Origin of the sequence: Dyadobacter sp. CECT 9275 (genome assembly GCF_907164905.1) — a bacterium.
Classification (GTDB): domain Bacteria; phylum Bacteroidota; class Bacteroidia; order Cytophagales; family Spirosomataceae; genus Dyadobacter; species Dyadobacter helix.
Genome location: NZ_CAJRAF010000001.1, coordinates 788,983 through 807,542, shown reverse-complemented (window position 1 = coordinate 807,542; position 18,560 = coordinate 788,983). Strand labels below are relative to the sequence as shown.

16 protein-coding genes are annotated in these 18,560 nt (G+C 44.8%); 4 read left to right on the top strand and 12 right to left on the bottom strand.

What is annotated here, in order from left to right; genetic code table 11:
- Positions 1–33 precede the first annotated feature (33 nt).
- A complete protein-coding gene (locus KOE27_RS03225; RefSeq protein ID WP_215237406.1) occupies positions 34–1,152 on the bottom strand; it encodes a tetratricopeptide repeat protein in 1,119 nt (372 codons plus the stop codon).
- Between the two features lie 143 nt (positions 1,153–1,295).
- On the opposite strand from KOE27_RS03225, the gene KOE27_RS03220 reads away from it, so the two are divergent.
- Positions 1,296–2,534 carry a M16 family metallopeptidase gene (locus KOE27_RS03220; protein ID WP_215238355.1) on the top strand — a complete coding sequence of 413 codons (1,239 nt, stop codon included), beginning with the start codon at positions 1,296–1,298 and terminating at the stop codon, positions 2,532–2,534.
- An 11-nt stretch (positions 2,535–2,545) separates the two neighbouring features.
- Here KOE27_RS03220 and KOE27_RS03215 read toward each other — a convergent pair whose 3' ends face one another.
- The 3 genes from KOE27_RS03215 to KOE27_RS03205 all read right to left on the bottom strand — a co-directional run bounded on the left by KOE27_RS03215 (position 2,546) and on the right by KOE27_RS03205 (position 6,359).
- Entirely contained in the window at positions 2,546–3,463 is a 918-nt protein-coding gene (locus KOE27_RS03215; RefSeq protein ID WP_215237405.1) for a glycoside hydrolase family protein, read from the bottom strand.
- Between the two features lie 38 nt (positions 3,464–3,501).
- Positions 3,502–4,743, bottom strand: a complete 1,242-nt coding sequence (locus KOE27_RS03210; RefSeq protein WP_215237404.1) for a purple acid phosphatase family protein — start codon at positions 4,741–4,743, stop codon at positions 3,502–3,504.
- A gap of 320 nt (positions 4,744–5,063) precedes the next feature.
- A complete protein-coding gene (locus tag KOE27_RS03205; protein WP_215237403.1) occupies positions 5,064–6,359 on the bottom strand; it encodes a M16 family metallopeptidase in 1,296 nt (431 codons plus the stop codon).
- Between the two features lie 84 nt (positions 6,360–6,443).
- Here KOE27_RS03205 and KOE27_RS03200 point away from each other — a divergent pair, with 84 nt between their 5' ends.
- Complete coding sequence (locus tag KOE27_RS03200; RefSeq protein ID WP_215237402.1) at positions 6,444–7,439, top strand: glycosyltransferase family 9 protein; 996 nt, start codon at positions 6,444–6,446, stop codon at positions 7,437–7,439.
- Here KOE27_RS03200 and KOE27_RS03195 read toward each other — a convergent pair whose 3' ends face one another.
- From KOE27_RS03195 to KOE27_RS03185, 3 genes are all read right to left on the bottom strand, one after another.
- Positions 7,440–8,846 carry a tetratricopeptide repeat protein gene (locus KOE27_RS03195; RefSeq protein ID WP_215237401.1) on the bottom strand — a complete coding sequence of 469 codons (1,407 nt, stop codon included), beginning with the start codon at positions 8,844–8,846 and terminating at the stop codon, positions 7,440–7,442.
- 165 nt (positions 8,847–9,011) lie between these two features.
- Positions 9,012–10,010: an NAD-dependent epimerase/dehydratase family protein gene (locus tag KOE27_RS03190; RefSeq protein ID WP_215237400.1), complete on the bottom strand. Its 999-nt coding sequence runs from the start codon at positions 10,008–10,010 to the stop codon at positions 9,012–9,014.
- Positions 10,011–10,212: 202 nt separating this feature from the next.
- Positions 10,213–11,358, bottom strand: coding sequence for a DUF3179 domain-containing (seleno)protein (locus KOE27_RS03185; RefSeq protein WP_215237399.1), 1,146 nt, complete (start codon positions 11,356–11,358; stop codon positions 10,213–10,215).
- 341 nt (positions 11,359–11,699) lie between these two features.
- On the opposite strand from KOE27_RS03185, the gene metG reads away from it, so the two are divergent.
- The gene (gene metG / locus KOE27_RS03180) at positions 11,700–13,778 is read left to right on the top strand and encodes a methionine--tRNA ligase (RefSeq protein WP_215237398.1); all 2,079 of its coding nucleotides are present in this window, start codon (positions 11,700–11,702) and stop codon (positions 13,776–13,778) included.
- A gap of 50 nt (positions 13,779–13,828) precedes the next feature.
- Here metG and KOE27_RS03175 read toward each other — a convergent pair whose 3' ends face one another.
- The 5 genes from KOE27_RS03175 to KOE27_RS03155 form a co-directional block, all read right to left on the bottom strand.
- Positions 13,829–14,164, bottom strand: coding sequence for a hypothetical protein (locus tag KOE27_RS03175; protein WP_215237397.1), 336 nt, complete (start codon positions 14,162–14,164; stop codon positions 13,829–13,831).
- Positions 14,165–14,373: 209 nt separating this feature from the next.
- Positions 14,374–14,796, bottom strand: a complete 423-nt coding sequence (locus KOE27_RS03170) for an Hsp20/alpha crystallin family protein (RefSeq protein ID WP_215237396.1) — start codon at positions 14,794–14,796, stop codon at positions 14,374–14,376.
- A 222-nt stretch (positions 14,797–15,018) separates the two neighbouring features.
- Entirely contained in the window at positions 15,019–16,560 is a 1,542-nt protein-coding gene (locus tag KOE27_RS03165) for a M43 family zinc metalloprotease (protein ID WP_215237395.1), read from the bottom strand.
- Between the two features lie 3 nt (positions 16,561–16,563).
- Positions 16,564–17,223, bottom strand: coding sequence for a porin family protein (locus KOE27_RS03160; protein ID WP_215237394.1), 660 nt, complete (start codon positions 17,221–17,223; stop codon positions 16,564–16,566).
- Positions 17,224–17,241: 18 nt separating this feature from the next.
- Complete coding sequence (locus KOE27_RS03155; protein ID WP_215237393.1) at positions 17,242–17,517, bottom strand: SelT/SelW/SelH family protein; 276 nt, start codon at positions 17,515–17,517, stop codon at positions 17,242–17,244.
- A gap of 426 nt (positions 17,518–17,943) precedes the next feature.
- On the opposite strand from KOE27_RS03155, the gene KOE27_RS03150 reads away from it, so the two are divergent.
- Positions 17,944–18,336 carry a hypothetical protein gene (locus KOE27_RS03150; protein WP_229252615.1) on the top strand — a complete coding sequence of 131 codons (393 nt, stop codon included), beginning with the start codon at positions 17,944–17,946 and terminating at the stop codon, positions 18,334–18,336.
- Positions 18,337–18,560: the final 224 nt, after the last annotated feature.

Sequence of the window (18,560 nt, the reverse complement as noted above, 5' to 3'; positions counted from 1 at the left end):
TGTCAACTAAAAACTGCAAACTCCATTTAACTCTCACCGCCCGCTCCTGGCTTCCTTGATCAAAGAGGTGTACTCTGCCCTATCCAGGCATTTTTTATAGTAGTCTTTGGCTTTGGATTGATTGCCTTCCCTTTTGGCGATACGCGCCAAACCTGCATAGGCCATGGGGGTATATTCCTCGGTGTACTGGTCGTCGTGGGGTAGTCTAAGCGCGGCCAGGTATTCGCGCTGGGCTGCAGTATCATTTTTGTCGCGCTTTTCCAGAATAATTGCTTGAAAAGTATGCCATGATGCAGGGAAAAAGCCTGTTTGCAAACGCTTCAATGGAGGCATCAGAGATTCCGCCTCGTCATACTTCCCGGCTAATACCAAGGACTCTATGTACTTCATCAGGTAAATCGGATTCTGAGGATACTGATCTACCAGCCGTTGCATATATACCACCGCCTTCTCAGGCCTGTCTTCATATTTCAGATACAGATGCGACAGATAAAAACAGGATTCTGCCTTGGTGATCGTGCCCAGGCGGGTACCGGTTTCCACTTGTTTCATTCCCAACGCTTTATCCCCCTTCTTGAAAAACACCATCAGCGGTTTCACAATTGGATGTATTTCCGGATATATGACCACATAGTAGTTATACATACCGGAAGTAAAATAAAACTCAGGGTTTTTACTGATTAGTTTCAACCCTTCCAGAAAAGCATTGTAGGCCTTCTTCCCCTCGCCGGCGGCATTGAGCATTTCCCCTTTATAATTGTACATCATGGCCAGATAACCCCTCGCAACCATCACATAAAACACTGCTTCCGGATCTCTGCTGTCTTTACCAAAACGCTTTTCCACTGCGGAAAGACAGGCATTCAGCTTTTGAACATATTCTTTTGCTTTAACGGGATTATCCTTAATAGGAAGATACCGCCAGAAGAGTATAAAGGAGTCTAGAATGTGGATCACGGGATGGCCCGGATATTTGCCCTCTACCTGGTTAATGATTTTTTCCGCCTCCGCAAATTCATAGTTATAAATTTTATCCAGCGCCCCCTGAATTGTTTTTATAGCAGCAGGATCGTTGAGAAGCTGGCCTCTGGCTCCGGGCCCTGTAAAAAAAAAGAACAGAATTAAAAAAAACAGTGTTGCTCTGAAGTGCATGGCTAAATGGATAAAACGGAAATGGTTTGGTGGAGTCCCACCTGAACAGTAGCTTTGCTTATAACCCAAAATTGTATGCCCTGGTTTCTGCCATAGGCACATAATTCGGGAATTGTTTGAAAAATAAATCAGATACCCATTCTATGATTCGTTACGAGCAGTTTACATTGGATAATGGCCTTAAAGTTTTTGTTCATGAGGATTTTTCAACTCCAATGGCCGCCGTCAATATTTTGTATAACGTTGGCTCCCGTGACGAAGATGAAGAACGGACCGGATTTGCCCATTTGTTCGAACACCTGATGTTTGGCGGCTCGGCTAATATTCCCGACTACGACATCCCTGTACAGAAGGTCGGTGGAGAAAACAACGCTTTTACCTCTCCGGATATTACTAATTATTATATCACACTTCCGGCTAACAATATTGAAACGGCATTCTGGCTGGAAGCCGACCGTATGCTCAGCCTTTCATTTGACCCAAATGTACTGGAAGTTCAGCGGAAAGTGGTTATTGAGGAGTTCAAGCAACGTTATCTCAATCAGCCGTATGGAGATATGTGGCTCAAACTGCGCCCGGTGGCCTATCAGCAGCACCCCTATCGGTGGGCTACCATAGGCAAAGATATTGAGCACATAGAACGCGCCACACTGGACGACGTCCGCCATTTTTTCTTTAAATTTTACCGCCCCAACAACGCCGTCATGGTGGTAGGCGGAGCTGTTAAACTGGAACAGGTCAAAAAACTTGCCGAAAAATGGTTTGGAGGGATACCCGCTGGCGAACAATACATCCGGCAAATCCCGAAAGAGCCATTACAAACCGAGGCAAGGTTTCTCGAAACTTCTGCTCAGGTTCCGTTAAACAGCCTGATCAAAGTATTTCACATGCCTGGCCGTTACGACGACGGTTTTTATGCCGGTGATCTGCTGAGTGATATCCTCGGAAGAGGCAAGTCATCCAGGTTATACCAATCGCTATTGAAAGAAAATCCATTGTTCAACAGTATCAGTGCCAGTATTACTTCTTCTCTGGATCCTGGCTTGTTTCTTGTGAAAGGAAATCTTAACCCGGGCGTATCACTAGAAGAAGCGGATGCCGCTGTGAACGATTTGCTTGCTCAGGTGCTGGACAAAGGTGTAAGTGAGGAAGAACTCATTAAAGTTAAAAACCAGACCGAAGCAACACTTGCGTTTTCGGAAGTGGAACTACTCAACCGTGCTATGAACCTGGCTTTTGCAGCCAATGCAGGAAACGTGGATTGGGCAAACGAAGATGCCGCACTGATACGGAACCTGACCTCCGCCGATATCCACGAAGCAGCGCGTACTATCCTTAAGCCGGAAAACGGCACTACTATGTATTATCGCTCAAATTCCTGAACCAAACACGATTAGTTGCCCTTAGGAAAATAAACTTTTACCGCCGGATGCATGGTGTACAACCGGTATTGCTTACCATCGTTTACCACTAAGCCACTGGAAGTATCATCCCGCAGTATGGGATTTTTGTCGTACTTTTTCCAATGGATCAGGTCCTCAGACACGGCTATATTGGTAGACCACTCATGCCAGTCCTTAAAAGCCGAAGCATGATAATAAGCATAATAGCGCCCGTTATGTTTGACAATTTGATTCATTGCAACCGCATACCGGTCATATTCCCCCGGCCCGCACTCAAGAACGGGTTCATCCTGATAATTGGTCCAGGTTTTTAAGTCCTTCGAGGTAGCCAGCCAGACGGCGGCATCATTCCTTTCGTAAAACAGATACCAGGTATCTCCTTCTTTCCAGACAGATGGTGTTCCCCGCGGGCCCTTTTCTATTGGCTGCCCATTTTTCAGCCGGATATCCAGCTCTCCCTGATCAGTCCAGTTAATTTTGTCGGCGGAAGTCAACAGATGTGCCAGATCATTCTTGCTTTCTGCAAACATATAATACAGGCTGTCCGATTTCATTACGAATACATCCTCAACCCAAAGCTTTGTATAGATAGGATTTCCGGTATATCGTGTCCATTTCAATCCGTCTGGTGAGGTGGCCAGGCCAAGGTACTTTATTTCGTCACCCGTTTTACGGGTATATCCGGTATACCACATATACCAGGTACTATCTTCTTTAAGAATGAAACCACGCTCTCTGATTTTCTCATCCCATTTCAGCGAATCACCAGCACCTTCGAATAACGGATTTCCGCTATATGCTTCAAAATTGGTAAGCTCAGGTGGGAATTCGTCTGATTTCGATTCTTCCTTTTTTGCAGTATTGCAGGCAAATATCACCAGGCTCAGGAATAAACAATAGGTTTTCATTATTTCTGTTTTAAACTTTGAACAGCAAAAATCCAATCTTATCTTCTCTCAGGAACATTGGCAGGTATCCTGTCAACAAGTTTATTAATTTTTCCCTTTTGTTTTAAAAGATCAAAAGCATCGTAAAGCTCTCCGGTAGCCGTATAACTTTCAAAGGTAAGTTTATCCTTTTCTACCTTTACGACATGGTACAACTGGGTGTAAAGCGCTGAACGATCCATCCAGTCACGCTTTTCTACATTGGAATCAGTCATTTTAGGTCCGCTCACAGATACCACATACATGGTTCCTGAGGTTTCTCCTTTCTTTGCCATCGGGATTTTCGCCATTCCGCGGGCATAGGTATGATCGTGCCCCTGGAGTACCAGGTCAACTTTATATTGATCAAAAAGCGGTTTAAAAGTTTCACGCATGCGCTTATTGTCCCTTGTCGACTTGGGCGAATAAATGGGATGATGAAAAGTTACGCAGGTCCAGCGGTTTGGGTTGTTACTTAATACCTTTTCCATCCAGACCTTTTGTTTCTCCAGGAACTCGTCCGACTCTTCGGCCAGATCCGAATTCAGCGAAATGAAACGCATCCCTTGAATGTCTGAATAATAACATGTTTCTTCCAATCCAGCAGGACCATTTTCAGGAAGTACAAACTGTGGACGCCAGAAAATGGAAGTCAGCGTTTTGCCATCCGGGCCGTCATAGTGGTCGTGATTACCCGGCGAAGGAAATCCCGGAATCATACTGTGAATAAAACCACCCGCCTCAAACCAGTCGCCCCATTCCACATCCCGGTTAGCACGGTTGATAAGATCTCCCGCATACATCATCAATACGGCATCCGGAGCTTTTGCATAAGCGTCACGTGCTACGCGCGACCATAATGAACGGATATTGGTCTGCACGTCACCATAATAGATAAACGAAAATTTTTCGCCCGGTTTCCCAGCGGTATTAAAATGAATCCATTCGCTCCAGGTTTCACCCTGCCCTACGCGGTAGGCATATTTGGTATTGGGGACCAGGTTGTCAAAAACGACCGAATGATAACTTGCCAGGATACCTTCGAGTTGTAAGGTTTCGGTTTTGGCGGTATTTTTTTTGACTTTGTTTACAAAACGCGGATCAGGGCTTGCGATCGCAATCTCGGCAAAACTTTCTTTTACCGAATCGCTTGTACGCCAGTTAACACCCATAGAGGTGGACGGATCCTGCGTAACATTCAGGATAATCCTGTCGGGCTGGGCAGCAGGCTGGTAGGGATTTGCAGTATTTTGAGCAAGCACCCGGTGTCCGGAAACTAAACCAAGTACAAGGAGAAAATTAATACAAAAGAATCGGCAATAACTTTTTAAATAATAATTTGCACGCATCACGAAATAGTCAGAATAATTGGTGTAATCACATATAGTTTACGCAAAAACACCCTGGAAAGGCTACTTTTCCGCAAAACGGATGTAAAAAACCGCCCTCAGAATATACAGAAGGCGGTTGGTAACGCAGTGTTAGGTTATCGGGAAAGAGTCAAGCCTGGGTATCTGGCTTCCAGCAATTTAAATACAGGTACCTTTCAAATCAGGTTTGACTTAACAGTTACCCCCAGCCATTAATCCTGTTCTGGAAGGAAGGTCAGATAACTGAAATTTTGCTCATTGAACATCTCCTGTGCAATATCCTGCAACTGCAGGGATGAAATTTGCTGTATCTCCGCGAATATCTCCGGAAGTGAATCTACCCGACCGGTATCAATCAGGCTCTTGGCCATCATCAGCATAAAGCTCATATTGCTTTCTTCCGACATGGCCAGCTGGCCCATGAGCTGCACCTTTGTCTGGTGAAGTTGCAATGTTGTCAACGGTACTTCTCTGATTCTTTTCAATTCCTTGTTGATCAGCGAAATGCTTTTGGAAAGCTGCTTGTGCTCAGTACCGAAAAATATGCCCATAAAACCTGTATCCAGATAAGGCGTGTAATTCCCTTCAATGGAATATACAAACCCATATTTTTCGCGGAGCGACAAATTAAACCGGGAGTTCATGCCAGGGCCACCCAACAAATTCACAAGCATGAAAAACGGAAGTCGTTTATCATCCTGCAAGGGATAAGCGGGTTGTCCCATGGCGCACTGGGCTTGCGTAATGGACTTCTCTTTTTTCTGGGTTACGGGAACATACGAATCAGGAGCTTTTCTAATCCTGGATGTAGTACGATGCTCAATTTCTCCCAGATACTTCTCCGCCACGCGAATAACCTTTGTAAAAGGCAGGCGGCTGACGGAAGAAAAAACAATCCGTTCGGTATCGATATTTTGATTGATAAATTCAAAGAGATGCTCCCTTCCGAAGGAGTTAACGGTTTCGATGGTGCCCAGAATATTATTTCCCAATGCATGATCAGGAAATACCAGCTGGTCAAAATCATCCTGAATGGCATCTTCCGGAGAATCCAGATACATGGACATTTCTTCCAGAATCACGTTCCTTTCCCGCTCAAGCTGCTTCTCCGGGAAAACCGAATGAAAAGCTATATCCGCCAGCAGATCCGTCGCCTTTTCAAAATGATCGTCCAGGACGGATGCATGAAAGCAGATCTTTTCTTTGGTTGTGTAGGCGTTAAGTTCACCCCCTACGTTTTCAAGTCTGTTGATGATATGATAGGAACTGCGCTTTTCAGTTCCTTTGAAGGCCATATGCTCCCAAAAATGAGCCAGTCCCTGCTGATGCGGCTGCTCATCGCGGCTACCGATATCCAACATAATACCGCAATGGGCGATCTGGGTATACGGTACCTGCTTGTGGGCGATCCTGATACCGTTAGCAAGGGTATGAAGCTGGTACTCTTCTGTCAGCAATAAGGAGGAGGCCTTCGGGATAATCTGTTTGCGTATGCTATTTCTCTTCATTCCATGTTAACACAAAATACTCACCAATAATTTACGGTGATATCTGCAAAATTACAGACTTTTGCGTAAACACTGTTATCCAACATGAGTCCAAAGCGCATCCTGGTTATACAAACTGCTTTTATTGGCGATGTGATCCTGGCTACGTCACTGATTGAGACATTGCATCTGGCCGATCCTGATGCGCAGATAGACTTTTTAGTCCGAAAAGGAAATGAAGGTCTGCTGCACAATCATCCTTACCTGAGAAATGTACTGATCTGGAAGAAGAAAGAAGAAAAGTTTAAAAGCTTATGGCAGCTCCTGAAACAAATCAGGAAAGAAAATTATGACTGGGTTATCAACTTACAGCGATTTGGAGCGACAGGCATACTCACTGGCTTTTCAGGGGCGCCCATCAGAGTGGGTTTCGATAAAAACCCTTTTTCGTTCCTCTTTACCCATAAGGCTGTACATAGTATTGAAAACGGTGTGCACGAGATCCGGAGAAATTATTCCTTACTGAACGGACTTACCAGTTACCCTTGCCTGAAACCCAGACTGCACCCATCCAAAGATGATTTTACAACCGTACGGGCCTATCAGCAAACACCTTATGTCTGCATCGCTCCGTCGTCGGTATGGTTCACAAAACAATACCCTCAGGAAGGCTGGATTGACCTGATCAATAGCCTTCCCGAAAACTATACAATCTATTTACTGGGTGCACCCACCGACCGGGAGTTAGGAGATCGCATTAAAAACCAGTCGGATTTACCGGCCAGAACGGAAAACCTGTGTGGGAAGCTTTCCTTTCTGGAGTCGGCTGCGTTGATGAAAAGTGCAGTCATGAATTATGTGAACGATTCTGCTCCTATGCACATCAGCTCGGCTATGAATGCACCTGTGGCGGCTGTTTTCTGTTCAACTATCCCGGAATTCGGGTTCGGCCCATTGTCCGACTCCTCACACCTGATAGAGGTTTCCGAAAAACTTTATTGCCGTCCCTGTGGCCTGCACGGGCACAAAAAATGCCCCGAAGGGCATTTCCGTTGTGCAAATGAAATTCGGACAAGCCAGTTTCTGGATATCCTAAAATAACTATTTTTCGCGGTATTGCTCAATAATACGGTAGAGCGCCTTCTGCTTTTCGAGGTCCGGAAAGAAATCAAATAACTGGATATGTGCGTCATAGTCCAGCGTGAGCGCGGCTTCAAGATTAATTAAAGCTTCGCGGTAATCCCCTGAATGAATCTGATAAACAGCCATGCGGTAATACAGATCCGCTTCCTCGGGCATGTCGTCAATAGCTGCCTGCAAAAGGTCACAAGCTCTGGCATAATTGCCTTGTTCAAAAAGTACGTAAGACCATTTGAGCCAGATATCCGGATTGGAAGGCTCAATTTCTGCGGCTTTTTCAAAGGCTTCGAAAGCCGAGATTACATTTCCTACTTTAAACTCCGTTTCAGCCAGCGCCAGCCAGTAGTCAGGATTCAGCTCTGTGATCTGGATTGCCTTCCGGATAAAACCTACGGCTTCATACCAGCGGCCCAGCTCGTTGAAACAAATTCCCAGCCCATACCAGCCATCGTCCCACTGGGAATCCAGCTTGACCGTCTGACGGTAGTATCTGATCGCAGTCTCAAATTCACCCAATTTCTCATAACAGGTCGCCAAGCAGCAGCAGGTTTCCGGCTGCTCTCCTTCCAGTTCAATGGCCCTGATATACTGTGCTTTGGCATCTTCATATTTTTCCAGGCTCATGTAGGAATTGCCTAACTGGAAAAACGCAGAACCAAAATCATCCTTGATCAGGGTGGCATATTCATAAGCCTGTACTGCATCTTCATAACGTTCTAGCTTGCTATACGCTATACCCAGGTTATACCATGCATGCTGAGAAAACGGTGCTCTGTCTACCAGCTCGGTATAATATTCCAGATGACTTTCCAGTTGTCCCAGCATTTCCAGGCAGTGCGCCAGTTCATACAAGGCATTTTCATTATCCAGATTGTTCCTCAAAGATCTTTTGTAATAGCGAACCGCTTCTTCCAGTTTACCCCAATTCTGATACGTCTGACCGATCTGAAAATATATCTCATCTTTATCATCAACACGGTTCAGCAAATTTTCCAACTGTTCAATTGCCTCTTCGTATTCGCCCATCATATTGGATATTGCGACCTGCATATAAGAAATCTCAATATCTCCCGGATGGAATAGTGAGGCACGTTCCAGCATTTCCAGTGCCTGCTCATGTTCTCCGCGGTTGGCATGAAGCTGCACTTTATTCAAAAGCAGGTCAAGTGAATAAGGATAATCCGCCAGTCCCCGTTCGCATGCCTGATAAGCCTTATCCCAGTCTCCTTTTTCGATGTAATGGCCCGTTACCCTTTCATAAGTTTCCAAATCAAAAAACTCCTGCTCGCTGGTTTTCAGCATTCTTTCAAACCGGAGCAGTGTTTCTTTCCAATAATCCTTTCTTTCCCCGAAATTTTTCTCCATCATACCAATTGAGTGGGTTAGAGTTAGAGGCTAACGAACCTGAATAATCATTTAACGGAAGCCGGAATTTTGGTTTCAAATAAAACCATATTTAAGCGGAATCTCCCTGCCGTTTTCAATGATTTCTGAATGAATAATGTAAGAAAGTTAGAAATAATTCCTCTTTTATCAAATCCGGGCTAGTAAACTTTCACTTACCCGGGCCACAGTATTCTCAATTGCCTGAAACCTAAATCCTAACGCATTTTTAATTTTCGAATTATCATATCTGATCAATCTGACCCCGGATTGGGCGGTTTCTTTGGTGATCAGCGGCTTGGTTCCAAGCAACCACGTGCGTACGGCTTCGATCCGCCATATAATCCCTGAGAGCCTTCTTCCGACTTTCAGATAAGGCCTCCTTTTTTTCATTGTGTCGGCAATCAGAAAGAATAGTTCCTGATAAGAAATACTGCCGGCCGAAAGCAGAAAACGCTCAGCGGAAATATCTGAAAACAGGAGCTGAAAAATCACCTCCGCCACGTCATTTACATCTACATAATTGGAGACTCCCCCGGTGTAAAAAGGTTTTTGCTGATAAACGTATCTGAAAATCTGGGTGCTGCTTTTTGTCCAGTCGCCTTCTCCCAAAATCAAAACCGGATTTACAATAACTGCGTCAAGCCCTTCCGCAATACCCCGCCACACCTCCAATTCGGCAAGATGCTTGGATTTGGCATATTCCGAATTTTCGGGCGAATCTTCCCAGCGCTGGCTCTCGTCCAGCACAATTTCCCGCCCCGGCTGAACTTTGCGGGGATCTGGCCTGCCCAACGCAGCTATACTGCTGACGTGGCACAATTTACGGGTTTTATATTTCAGACAGATGTTAACAACATTGGCTGTTCCTTCATGATTAACCTTGTACATCGTAGCTCTGTCGCGGGGTACAAAGGACACCACAGCAGCCGCATGTATCACATAATCCATGCCTTGCACGGCTCTCTCTAATGAACTGATATCCAATACATCTCCTTCGACCCAATGAATATTTTCCTCCACGTCGACCAGCAGGGTCCTGTCTGATCCGGGCCTGAAAAGTGCATAAACAGTATGCCCCCCGGACAGAAAACGCCTGGCCGTTGCACTTCCCACCAGGCCGGTAACACCGGTAATCAAAATCTTCATATAGCTAAAAACAGTACGTTCAAAGATCGCAGATATAGTCGGACAGACAAAATGTGCTGGCTTATTTCAATCTTTACCAATAAAAAATCCGCCCATCAAGTATTTACCTTAGTAATTATTGGTAGTGTTATCTAACCTGGTTAAAACGCTGCCCTTCCTTTCAGAGGTGCTGGACCCTCTTATGATCGGGGGCGGCAAATGGTTAATACCGCTCTGTTGCGGGATTAAACGTACGCCAGCTATGCCAGAATTCCTGATAGGCGCTTACCATCTCCAGACCTTTTGCCGAAAGTTTTACATTTTTTCCCAGCAGATTATAAGCTTCTCCGCGGCAGTAGAGGGTATCATTTCTAAGTGTAAAGCGGTCGGCAGGTGTATTTCTTTTAAAAGCAAAAAAACTGCCGTTGTCACTCCCCAAAGCTACCAATACAGGCGTCCGGCCGACTGTAGTTTCCACCAGACGTTCCCTTAGTAACTGGTTCCAGTCCAACGCTTTGGTATCCTTCCCAATTTTTACTCCCACCACCCAAGACTTATCCCTCCATGAAACCGAATCCCTTGTGGTCAGCCCTGTACTGCCCCACCCGTTTTCATACTTACTGAGGAGGTCATATTCGTCCTGGAACCTGGGATCGGGCTGCATGATCCTGCTATCAGGATACATCTTCAGCCACTGTCCCAGGGATGTTTGTATACTTGGGAATTCCTGCAAACGCTGACCCTTTAATACACCTGTTACTGCTTCTCCGTTCACCTGGCGCCACCAGCTCCCGGTGGTTGCATCTTCAAACAGGGCGTTAAAATGATCCATGCCAACCAGTGTAAAAACTTCCTCCCTGTTGTTGATCAACGGCTCGTAAACCCGGCCTGTCCGGCATGCCGTACAGTAAGTAACCATCACAGACTTTCCGCCTATCACATCTCTTACCTGATGGTGATAACCCAGGTACTGAATGGGGTACGCCTTGGCCTCTCCGTTTTCATAAATACCGAGTACCAGCCTGTCCTGGTGAACGACACTTTCTTCGGATATTTCGTGTTCCAGTCTTACAGGCTGATAAAACATCTTATCTGCCGACATGATATAATGAGTGGCATAGGTAATTCCCAGGGCCATCACCAGCATAGCCAGAGGAAACCAGATTGGTTTCTTGTTTACAACGGCGGCCCCGCCAGCCAATACGAGTACCCAGAGGATGATCCTGAATACCCAGCGCCAGCTCTGAAGAAAATAAGCTAGTTCTATACTATTTAGATTCTGACTTCCCGGAAGTGGGGTAATGAAATAAACGCTGGCTATTTCATAAATCACAATCCCGGTTACGCCGGCATAAAATACTTTTTTCATTTACGTTGAAAGATTATAGTGGTGATGTACATTCGCAGCACAAATTAACTTATGAACTTCTACTTTCTTTCAATTTCTTTCATTTTCTTTTCTGAACCTTATGACTATCAGTGCGATTAGAAAATTAGACATGGGCGGCCGTAAATAGTGATCCAGCCCGAATCAAGACCATGATTCACACACGCTTTTTCCTTTCAAAACCAGCCGGATGTTTTATTGGCAAAACCTCCTGAGGTAAGAATGATTTACCGGTAGCTTTTTTACTAATTTTGTCCTGCAAATGATCCTATCTTAAAAGTGCTCAGATCATTTTACAAGTCTTAATTTTATTTCATTCAGCAATGCCCATTACTAATCCAAAACGATATACCGTCACGGCGGCACTGATTTATGCCAACGGGCCCATACATATTGGCCACCTGGCCGGATGTTACATTCCTGCTGACATATACGTCAGGTACCTCCGCTCGCAAGGCAGGGAAGTTGCCTTCATCAGTGGAACAGACGAACACGGTGTACCTATCACCATCAGGGCAAAAAAAGAAGGTATGACGCCGCAGGAAGTAGTGGATAAGTACTATACTCAGATCGATGCGGCTTTCAAGGAACTGGGTATTTCTTTTGATATTTATTCCCGGACCAGCAAGGCTGTTCATCATAAGACATCTCAGGAAATCTTCCGCGACCTTTATGACAAAGGTGTTTTTGTAGAAGAAACCACGGAACAATATTACGACGAAACGGCTCAGCAGTTCCTGGCCGACAGATACATTGTGGGTACCTGCCCGGTCTGTGCCAACCCGAATGCCTATGGTGACCAGTGCGAACGTTGCGGGTCAACACTGAGCCCGCTTGAACTCAAGGATCCTCGCTCAACATTGTCTGGCGCAAAGCCTGTACTAAAGGCTACCAAAAACTGGTACCTTCCGTTAGATACCATGCAGCCCGATATTGAAAGTTATGTAAACAGCCATAGCGAATGGAAAACAAATGTTTTCGGGCAATGCCAGTCGTGGCTGAAGGATGGCCTCAAGCCAAGAGCCATGACGCGTGACCTGGATTGGGGTATAAAAGTACCGGTGGAAGATACTGACGGAAAGGTACTATACGTATGGTTCGAAGCACCCATTGGTTACATTTCCGCCACCAAGGACTGGCTTTTACAAAAAAACGGTTCGGAAGACGGCTGGGAAAAATGGTGGAAAAAAAATGCGGAAGGAGAAGATAACAGCCAAACCAAGCTGGTTCATTTCATAGGGAAGGATAATATTGTTTTTCATTGTATCATCTTCCCCGCTATGCTCATGGCCGAGGGAAATTACATACTGGCCGACAATGTTCCCGCCAATGAATTCATGAACCTGGAAGGCGACAAAATTTCCACTTCCCGCAACTGGGCGGTGTGGCTTCATGAGTATCTGAACGAACTTCCCGGAAAACAGGATGTTCTGCGTTATGTACTGGCGGCTAATGCTCCTGAAACCAAGGATAGTGAGTTCACCTGGAAAGATTTCCAGACACGCAACAACAGCGAGCTGGTAGGAATTTACGGCAACTTCATCAACCGGGCGGTGGTGCTTACCCAGAAGTTCTGTGAAAGTACGGTTCCTGCCCAAGGAGAATTGCTGGAAATTGACCTGAATGTATTAAGAGATCTGGCTGCTTTCCCCGCAAAAATTGCGGAGTCAATGGAGAACTACCGTTTCCGGGAGGCACTTTCGCTGGTCATGGACCTGGCACGAACAGGCAACAAGTACCTTGCTGATACACAACCCTGGCATGTTATCAAAACCGACCCTGCCAGAGTAAATACCATACTGAATATCTCGCTCCAGATAGCTGCGTCGCTGGCCATTGTTTCGGAACCGGTACTTCCTTTTACGGCCAGGAAAATATTCGATCAGTTTGGACTGCGTGATACCAACTGGGCCAATGCCGGCAGGCCGGATCTGCTGCCCGAAGGCTCTGCAATAGGCGAATCGGCACTGTTGTTTGAGAAGATCGAGGACACTGTCATTGAAAAACAGGTACAAAAACTACACGACGCCAAACGGCTCAATGAGCTGGAAAGCAAGACGGTCTCAGAAGTAAGGCCGGAAATCCAGTATGACGATTTCTGTAAAATGGACATCCGGGTTGCTACCATTACTGAAGCAGAAGTAGTTCCCAAAAGCAAAAAACTCCTGAAACTGAAAGTAGATATCGGTATCGAACAGCGGACGGTTTTGAGTGGCATTTCAGAGCATTTCAAGCCTGAGGAAATTATTGGCAGGAAGGTATTGTACCTGGCCAATCTTGCTCCCCGAAAAATGATGGGAATGGAAAGTCATGGAATGATTCTGATGGCAGAAGACCGTGACGGCAGCCTGGCCTTTGTGCAACCTGGCAAAGACGTATGGAATGGAGCCACCGTGAGTTAAAAATATGTGCAGGTATGGCGGGAGTCCCTGATCCGCCATACCTATACATCCTACTGAAATTCCTTTTTAACTTTATCAAAAACAAAATATACCTTATCGGCCAGTACCATACACTCCTTTTCGGACAGGTGATCGATCGTGTTACTTACCGCGTTCAACACAACCTTACCCTGCTCATCGGTACGGGCGCCCTTTTGACGGATCAGATCAAGAACGGCTTCCCATTCACTGATAGATGCATCCGAAAAATACCTGGGTTCAATAATATTGAAGTACGCCGCCTGTGACTTTAACTTATCCTTTAAGCGGCCAGAATCGTAAGCTGATCTGAGTTCCTCGACCAGTTTGGACAGCTCTATGTAAGCGAAAATGTTTGACTTTTTCATATCGTTGAGTAAGAATGGAGAGTAATCTATTTCTTATCTGCTAAGATACAGATATGTAGAAGTATTTTTAAACACGACTCGAAATATTTCCGTTTTCTTAATACAATCTGTTGACAATATGCAATTCTAACAGGATTCATTTATACCCCCATTAAAAAATGCTCATCAACACAAGGTCAATGAGCATTTTTCGGTATGAAATCTGGTTACTACCAGCGGTGTATTTCCACTTTTCTGCGGAAGAGGCCCTTTTCATCCCCAAAGGGAAGGTGGAGAAGTAGCTGCCTGCTCATATCATCGTAACGTGCCGTAATACTTTCCGTATCCACACCGTCCGGGATGACAAAAGTATTGATAAAGCGGACTGACCTCCACTGCTCATCTCCGGGAAGCGACTCCTGAGAAAATATTGGTAAAAGATGAAATAGTTTTAAATGGTTGGAATTTTGTTTTCCTTTTACAATTTCCAGCTGCAGATCATCCACCTCGATCCCTGGCACTTTTACAACCACCTCAAAACCATCTTCTCCCTTTTCGAGCTGAATGGCAGGCTCACTCATTCCACCGTTCACTGTGTTGATGAAATCAATGTTCATCAACATTTCCTGCGGTATTTTTAGTTTGCTATCCATGGCCATTGATCATTTAGGTTTCAGATATTTTTTATAATAAACGAAAAACAATGTGCCAAAGATGATTATCAGACAAAAAATTTAAGGCTTTGCCCTATCTTAACCTGAAAATTCATAAAACCATATTAATTGCAATTATTCTCCCATCCACACCCAACCAACACTGACAGTTTTACCGCTCAGTTTAAAACAAGTGACAAAATGACACTAAAATAATTAAAATCAATGCAGATCACAAATCACCGGTTTGATGTATTTAAGATTGGCCGGCCTTGTAACGATTGAAGAAACCCCACTTTTCCTACCCGATACCATACCATTAAAAGGAGTGGGAAGCCACAATCCATAACTTATGGTATGGCGTACCCTTTTCAGCTGCTCGGGAGTAAAGGAATTGTTGTATCCGTAATAATAATCCATAAAATTGGTAGAAGTATATTGTTCCCCAGCACAGGAGGTCCGTTTAAACCGCTCACTAAATGCAGCCGACAAGTTATCCGAATATGTTCTTCTGTCATAATATGGTGTATCAGAACAGTGATCAGGATCCGCCGCTGTACAGGGCTCGAAACTGCTGCCGTTTCCGGCAAAAACATGGTCAAGGCCAAACATATGCCCCACTTCATGGGCAAGTATCTCCTCAGTAGTACTACTTAAGTGACTGGCATTCAGGAAAATCCCAAACGGAAACCAGGGAGATGAACCCTTCACACCTGTTCCCATACCTACCATTGGCTCGGTAACAACCCCAAAATAAGCCCAGGAGGCATTGGCATAACTGCCGGTTATATTCGGGTAAACCCAGATGTTCAGGTACTGTTCCGGATCCCAAAAAGAATTAAAGGAATCGTAATATGTATCTTCTTGTGCAAAACTCGTTTTCTGGGACGCCACCCTGTCCAGGCCCGGAACTGAGAGCGGATTCCCATCCAGCCCTCTTGTCGCGGGGTAAAATTCAACATAAACATCCGTTGCGTTCTGGTCCTTAGGCCCGTTTGCCAGATTCAGTTTATTCCGGTAGGCCTTTGTCATCCCGTCGGTGAGGCGCCTGATTTCATTTCCGGTGAGATTTTGCCTGTTGATTTCATGGAAGATCACCGGAAGCCGTACGATAGCATAAGCAGGCAGGGAAATCGCTTTAATCACAATTTCGTTACTTTCAATACCAAGGCCCTTTGCAACAAACCTGTACTCACCTGCTTCTGTTGTGGAAAACGGCTGACTGGTTTCCTTTCCGTTTACATAAAGTACCAGAGGCATATCCACCTTAAGTACCTCTGAACCATATAGCAACTCGATGCGAAAACCGAGCGTATCTACCCCATTTGCAATGAGCTGATTATCCGTTTCGTCCAGCGCAGTGAGCCGGAGTGTGAGGGACGCCGGATCAAACACCCTTAGCCGAACGGTATCACTCACCTGCCCGGCCAGCTTCCCCACTATCCTGAAAACCCCAGCTTTGTCAGGAGTAAACAACTCGTCGACCAATTTGTTTTCATTGGCATAAAAACTAACCGCTTCCTGGGGTGTTTTAATGATCAACCCCTCTGTGTCGAAAGCGGTTACTTCCAAAGGTATATCAGCCTTGTCGATACCAAGAAAGAAGTCCGTCTTAGCCGGTTTCTTGATTGTCAACCGGCTCATTTTATCAAAACGGTAAAAATCGTCCACCGGCTGCGTCATCTGTTTTTCGCAACCACTGGAAATAAAGATGACCAGTATCAAACAAACCAAGCGGATACCGGGTTTTATCAAAGAATTCATAAGCTAAATTGAAAAGGAAAGCACCAGAGAACGGTTTTTAATACGGGAAGTGGAGGATACCGAAGGGATTCCGGCTTCATAACGCATTTCTAAGAGTGGTCTTTTCCATACATAAATACCCAAAGAAAGAGAATACCCAAAGTCATTTTTCACATTGAGGTTCCGCGCCGTTACAGGATCATTCTCCCACGCAGGCTCCAGACTGGTTCTGGTTCTGGACTTCATGGCGACTCTCCTTGCGTAGTACCCTCCAAGTCCGAGATAGGGATTGATTTTTTTAAAACCAGGTTTTACGATCAGCGGCAGAACACTGAGCTGGACATACTGAGACCTGTTCATACTCTCCATTTCAATGCGCTCATTCCCAAAGGTATCTTTCCCTCCCTTCGAAATATAGGACAGTTCAACGCGGGCATTATAATACTTCCTGGTGTACAGATCCATCGCCCCACCGGCATGCCACCCCAGCAACGACTTCCCTCCCGGCGCAGGAATTCCCACTCCTCCATTCCCACTAAAATCACTGGACAAGCCTCCGAAACGAAATCCAAAATAATTAACCGACGCCTTTTTCGGCTTTACTGTTATTGAGTCCTCCACCCTATTTTGGGCGTTCAGATGTAACGCTCCCAAAAGGAGCAAGCTGGTAATACCTAGTCTCATGAATTTTTTAATAATAATTTACCTGTCGTTATGTCCGAGGTTTCTTTCAGGGTCAATGATATCCCTTATCCGTTTTTTCAACTCCTTGGGTTCCGGGAAATGGCCTTCGCGTTTCCGGTCCCAGACCAGTTCTTCATTTAACGTAATCTGGTATCGCCCTGGTACTTCCGAAGGGATCAGACTCACAGATTTCAGATCGTCCTGGAAGGTAGTAAGCAGTTCCTGCGCCATCCATGCAGCTCGTAAAAGCCAGCCACACTTTGGACAATATTCAATGGTAACGTTTGGTTTCATGGATCATCTATGATTGCCGGAGTGCCAAAGTAACGGCTTTTCCATGATTCAACCGGTTATTCCTGAAATGTGAAGCATAAAAAAGCTGCTCCAAAGATGGAACAGCTTTCCGAATAACCTAACCCTTATCCCTATTATTGAAAATATTACTTTACCTGTTACAAAGGTAAATCACCGGAAGTCCTGATTTTAGCGTGAAAACCCCCAATTTCCCGAACAGGTAAATACCATTTAAGTAAGCCGTAAATCACCGTGTTACACCAGGTAATTCTACGCATTTTTTTAAACTACAATTACATAACAATATGATTTTAAGAAAGTTAAGAATTTTACCGTTAACTCAATAAATACACAACCGTTTGATTATTGAAATACCTAGTGCTAATTTTACGTATAGACTTTTATATATTAAAAACATTGAATACGATGAAATTTACCGGAGACGAAGGCGAATTAGTAACATTATCAAAGGTTCAGGAGTTAACTGTCCCACACAAAAAAAGAGAGAAAGAGTTTGTTGGAAGACAGGAGAATTTTGTGGAAGCCGAATTTTTTGGCATCAATAAATTCAAAAAATTAATGGATGCACATGGTGATAAATGTGTGGGATTCAGGGTGTATTACGGAAACCGCCAGGAAGATCACTCTGCTGACGAAATTGTTTTTGGTAAAGGCAAAAATACCTCCAGGCTTATCATAGTACCGGTGGATGCAGACGGAAACGATCTTGTCAAAGGCATAAGATCAGGACTTAAGGATGCTCCGCAACAACAGGCTTTAACAGGTGGCCCGATTTGTCCCCGGCAGTGCGGACAATAATACTTTAATAAAATGGTAAATGGTTGACAGCTATCTGAATTTAATCAAACTACAACCTTTAGTTAGCGCAGGAATATTAATCAGTATCGTCCCACTTTTTTTAATTATATCCAAAAAAGCTTACAAGGACAAAGTTTTTTGTATTCTGCTGATCTACCTGATATTTAAAGTGGTTGTAGATCTGGCTATGTTCCATTACGCTTCCATATCAACAAACACAGTTA